Origin of the sequence: Demequina sp. B12, from assembly GCF_028823635.1 — a bacterium.
GTDB lineage: Bacteria > Actinomycetota > Actinomycetes > Actinomycetales > Demequinaceae > Demequina.
The window spans coordinates 1-5466 of the sequence record NZ_JAPEHU010000005.1; the positions used below are offsets into that span (position 1 = coordinate 1).

General features: G+C 55.2%; 3 rRNA genes. All 3 read right to left on the minus strand.

Annotation, left to right across the window (positions count from 1 at the left end):
- Positions 1-48: 48 nt before the first annotated feature.
- Positions 49-165 (minus strand): 5S ribosomal RNA (gene rrf / locus ON058_RS11015).
- Between the two features lie 79 nt (positions 166-244).
- Positions 245-3354, minus strand: a 23S ribosomal RNA gene (locus tag ON058_RS11020).
- 358 nt (positions 3355-3712) lie between these two features.
- Positions 3713-5236 (minus strand): 16S ribosomal RNA (locus ON058_RS11025).
- Together the 16S, 23S and 5S rRNA genes form the textbook arrangement of a ribosomal RNA operon.
- Between the last annotated feature and the right edge of the window lie 230 nt (positions 5237-5466).

Here is a 5466-nt window from a genome sequence, read left to right on the forward strand (position 1 = left end):
AAATGCAGAAGGGCCGCCCTGGTGGGGGCGGCCCTTCTGTGAAATGGTGTCCCGCAGCGTCCTACTCTCCCACACCCTGGCGAGTGCAGTACCATCGGCGCTGGCAGGCTTAGCTTCCGGGTTCGGAATGGGACCGGGCGTTTCCCTGCCGCTGTGGCTGCGGTAACTCTATGGAGATTTTCGGTTGGGTTGGTTCCCGTCCGTTTCTCGGGAACCGCATAGTGGACGCATAGCATTATTGATAAAAGTCAAGTTATCGGCCTATTAGTACCGGTCAGCTTCAAGGGTCGTTAGTCCCCTCTTCCACATCCGGCCTATCAACCCAGTGGTCTGCTGGGGGCCTCTCGAGCCAAAGGCTCATGGAAATCTCATCTTGAGACCGGCTTCCCGCTTAGATGCTTTCAGCGGTTATCCGTTCCGAACGTAGCCAACCAGCCGTGCTCCTGGCGGAACAACTGGCACACCAGAGGTTCGTCCATCCCGGTCCTCTCGTACTAGGGACAGATTCTCTCAAATTTCCTGCGCGCGCAGCGGATAGGGACCGAACTGTCTCACGACGTTCTAAACCCAGCTCGCGTACCGCTTTAATGGGCGAACAGCCCAACCCTTGGGACCAACTCCAGCCCCAGGATGCGACGAGCCGACATCGAGGTGCCAAACCATGCCGTCGATATGGACTCTTGGGCAGGATCAGCCTGTTATCCCCGGGGTACCTTTTATCCGTTGAGCGCTGGCGCTTCCACATGCCACCAGCGGGTCACTAGTCCCGACTTTCGTCCCTGCTCGACCTGTCAGTCTCACAGTCAAGCTCCCTTGTACACTTGCACTCGCCACCTGATTGCCAACCAGGCTGAGGGAACCTTTGGGCGCCTCCGTTACTCTTTGGGAGGCAACCGCCCCAGTTAAACTACCCACCAGGCACTGTCCCTGGTCCGGATTACGGACCGAAGTTAGATATCCAGAGTGATCAGAGTGGTATTTCAACAATGACTCCACCATGACTGGCGTCACGGCTTCAAAGTCTCCCACCTATCCTACACAAACCACACCGAATACCAATACCAAGCTATAGTAAAGGTCCCGGGGTCTTTCCGTCCTGCTGCGCGTAACGAGCATCTTTACTCGTAGTGCAATTTCGCCGAGTTCGCGGTTGAGACAGCGGAGAAGTCGTTACGCCATTCGTGCAGGTCGGAACTTACCCGACAAGGAATTTCGCTACCTTAGGATGGTTATAGTTACCACCGCCGTTTACTGGGGCTTAAATTCAGAGCTTCGTCTTACGACTAACCCTTCCTCTTAACCTTCCAGCACCGGGCAGGCGTCAGTCCGTATACATCGTCTTGCGACTTCGCACGGACCTGTGTTTTTAGTAAACAGTCGCTTCTCCCTGGTCTCTGCGGCCCTCAAACGCTTCACGACAGCAAGTGTCGATCACGCCTCAGGCCCCCCTTCTCCCGAAGTTACGGGGGCATTTTGCCGAGTTCCTTAACCACGATTCTCTCGATCGCCTTAGTATTCTCTACCTGACCACCTGAGTCGGTTTGGGGTACGGGCGGCTAGAACCTCGCGCCGAGGTTTTTCTTGGCAGCATAGGATCACCGATTTCCCACTAATGTGGTCACCATCAGGTCTCAGACATATGAACGGCGGATTTGCCTACCGTTCGTCCTACACCCTTAGACGTGGACAACCATCGCCACGCTCGGCTACCTTCCTGCGTCACCCCTGTTAATACGCTTGCCTACTACGGACTTGGTTCGCGCGCTAGCCACATCCTTCACTCCGAAGAGATCCAGTGTGGTTCGGGCGCTTAGCATTATCCGCCTTGGCATGGGCGGTTCTTCGCCGGTACGGGAATATCAACCCGTTGTCCATCGACTACGCCTGTCGGCCTCGCCTTAGGTCCCGACTTACCCAGGGCGGATTAACCTGGCCCTGGAACCCTTGGTCATTCGGCGGACGGGTTTCTCACCCGTCTTTCGCTACTCATGCCTGCATTCTCACTCGTGTGGGCTCCACCACTGGGTTACCCCGCAGCTTCACTGCCCACACGACGCTCCCCTACCCATCCACACGCTTGGACCACAAAAGTGGCCGGGCAATGTGTGAATGACACAACTTCGGCGGTGTACTTGAGCCCCGCTACATTGTCGGCGCGGAATCACTTGACCAGTGAGCTATTACGCACTCTTTCAAGGGTGGCTGCTTCTAAGCCAACCTCCTGGTTGTCTATGCAACTCCACATCCTTTCCCACTTAGCACACGCTTAGGGGCCTTAGTTGGTGTTCTGGGCTGTTTCCCTCTCGACTATGAAGCTTATCCCCCACAGTCTCACTGCTGCGCTCTGACTTACCGGCATTCGGAGTTTGGCTGACGTCAGTAACCTGGTGAGGCCCATCGGCCATCCAGTAGCTCTACCTCCGGCAAGAAACACGCAACGCTGCACCTAAATGCATTTCGGGGAGAACCAGCTATCACGAAGTTTGATTGGCCTTTCACCCCTATCCACAGCTCATCCCCTCGGTTTTCAACCCAAGTGGGTTCGGTCCTCCACGCGGTCTTACCCGCGCTTCAACCTGGCCATGGATAGATCACTTCGCTTCGGGTCTAGACCCAGCGACTCAATCGCCCTATTCGGACTCGCTTTCGCTACGGCTGCCCCACACGGGTTAACCTTGCCACTGAGCACTAACTCGCAGGCTCATTCTTCAAAAGGCACGCCGTCACCCCTGCTAGGGAGGCTCCGACGGATTGTAAGCACACGGTTTCAGGTACTATTTCACTCCCCTCTCGGGGTACTTTTCACCTTTCCCTCACGGTACTGTTCCGCTATCGGTCAGTAGGTAGTATTTAGGCTTATAGAGTGGTCTCTACAGATTCACACGGGATTTCTCGGGCCCCGTGCTACTTGGGATAACTCTCCGAAGTGCACGCAATTTCGTCTACGGGGGTCGCACCCTCTATGCCGGGCCTTTCAATGCCCTTCGACTATCACGCACATTTTTGACTTCGTTCAGAAGCGGCAGCTCCTGATGAAAGGTCCCACAACCCCACACACGCAACGCCTGCCGGCTATCACACGTATATGGTTTGGCCTGATCCGCTTTCGCTCGCCACTACTCACGGAATATCTCTTCCTGTCGGTACTGAGATGTTTCACTTCCCGACGTTCCCTCCACTCACCCTATGTGTTCAGGTGAGGGTCACTGGACATGACTCCAGCGGGGTTTCCCCATTCGGACATCCTCGGATCAAAACTTGTTTGCCAGTTCCCCGAGGCTTTTCGCAGGCTACAACGTCCTTCTTCGGCTCCTACTGCCAAGGCATCCACCATGTGCTCTTAAAAACTTGACCACAGATATCAAAGATGCTCGCGTCCACTATGCAGTTCTCAAGCTACGGGCGGTCCCACCCTCCCACACCGCCTACCCCCACAACGTGGAGACGGTTCATGTGTGTCAGATGAGCCAAACCAGAAAGAATCCGGTCCCGCTAACGGGCCCCGATCTTTCAGGACCCAACAGTGTGCCAACAGGTGCCAAACCCTCAAACACTCAACGTTCCAACCTGCAAGCAGGCGTACTAGACAAGACATCCAAAGATTTGCCACACCATCATCGATGTTCCATCCATGAGCTCTCGCCGAACAACACGTGTGTCCGATACGAGGCCTGGACAACCAGAACAAGTCTGACTGCCAGATGCTCCTTAGAAAGGAGGTGATCCAGCCGCACCTTCCGGTACGGCTACCTTGTTACGACTTAGTCCCAATCGCCAATCCCACCTTAGACGTCTCCCTCTCAAAGAGTTAGGCCGACGGCTTCGGGTGTTACCGACTTTCGTGACTTGACGGGCGGTGTGTACAAGGCCCGGGAACGTATTCACCGCAGCGTTGCTGATCTGCGATTACTAGCGACTCCAACTTCATGAGGTCGAGTTGCAGACCTCAATCCGAACTGAGACCGGCTTTTTGGGATTCGCTCCACCTTACGGTATCGCAGCCCTTTGTACCGGCCATTGTAGCATGCGTGAAGCCCAAGACATAAGGGGCATGATGATTTGACGTCATCCCCACCTTCCTCCGAGTTGACCCCGGCAGTCTCCTATGAGTCCCCACCATTACGTGCTGGCAACATAGGACGAGGGTTGCGCTCGTTGCGGGACTTAACCCAACATCTCACGACACGAGCTGACGACAACCATGCACCACCTGTATACGGCGAAAAAATCACTCCCTATCTCTAGGGATAGACCGTATATGTCAAGCCTTGGTAAGGTTCTTCGCGTTGCATCGAATTAATCCGCATGCTCCGCCGCTTGTGCGGGCCCCCGTCAATTCCTTTGAGTTTTAGCCTTGCGGCCGTACTCCCCAGGCGGGGCACTTAATGCGTTAGCTGCGACGCGGAAACCATGGAATAGTCCCCACATCTAGTGCCCACCGTTTACGGCATGGACTACCAGGGTATCTAATCCTGTTCGCTCCCCATGCTTTCGCTCCTCAGCGTCAGTTGTGGCCCAGAGACCTGCCTTCGCCATTGGTGTTCCTCCTGATATCTGCGCATTCCACCGCTACACCAGGAATTCCAGTCTCCCCTACCACACTCTAGTCTGCCCGTACCCACTGCAAGCCCGAGGTTGAGCCTCGGGATTTCACAGCAGACGCGACAAACCGCCTACGAGCTCTTTACGCCCAATAATTCCGGACAACGCTTGCGCCCTACGTATTACCGCGGCTGCTGGCACGTAGTTAGCCGGCGCTTCTTCTGCAGGTACCGTCACTTTCGCTTCTTCCCTGCTGAAAGGGGTTTACAACCCGAAGGCCTTCATCCCCCACGCGGCGTCGCTGCATCAGGCTTTCGCCCATTGTGCAATATTCCCCACTGCTGCCTCCCGTAGGAGTCTGGACCGTGTCTCAGTTCCAGTGTGGCCGGTCGCCCTCTCAGGCCGGCTACCCGTCGTCGCCTTGGTGAGCCATTACCTCACCAACAAGCTGATAGGCCGCGAGTCCATCCCAGACCAAAAAATCTTTCCCAACACTCACCATGCGGTGGTGCCGCTTATCCGGTATTAGACCTCGTTTCCAAGGCTTATCCCAGAGTCTGGGGCAGGTTACTCACGTGTTACTCACCCGTTCGCCACTGATCCACAAGAGCAAGCTCTCGCTTCACCGTTCGACTTGCATGTGTTAAGCACGCCGCCAGCGTTCGTCCTGAGCCAGGATCAAACTCTCCGTAAATGATTTACGCAAACCCAACCAAAAAGTTGAGATTCACAAACAAAACGAAGTAGAACCAAACGGTTCCGTTCAATCTCTAGCATCGAACAAAATGTCACTGACATTTCGTTGTCTACCAAAGGAATCCAAACACCCCAAAACATGGGATGCCGGAGATTTGGCATCGACAATGTGGCACACTGTTGAGTTCTCAAAGATCGGACGCGCACCTCCACCAAACCAACCGGTCC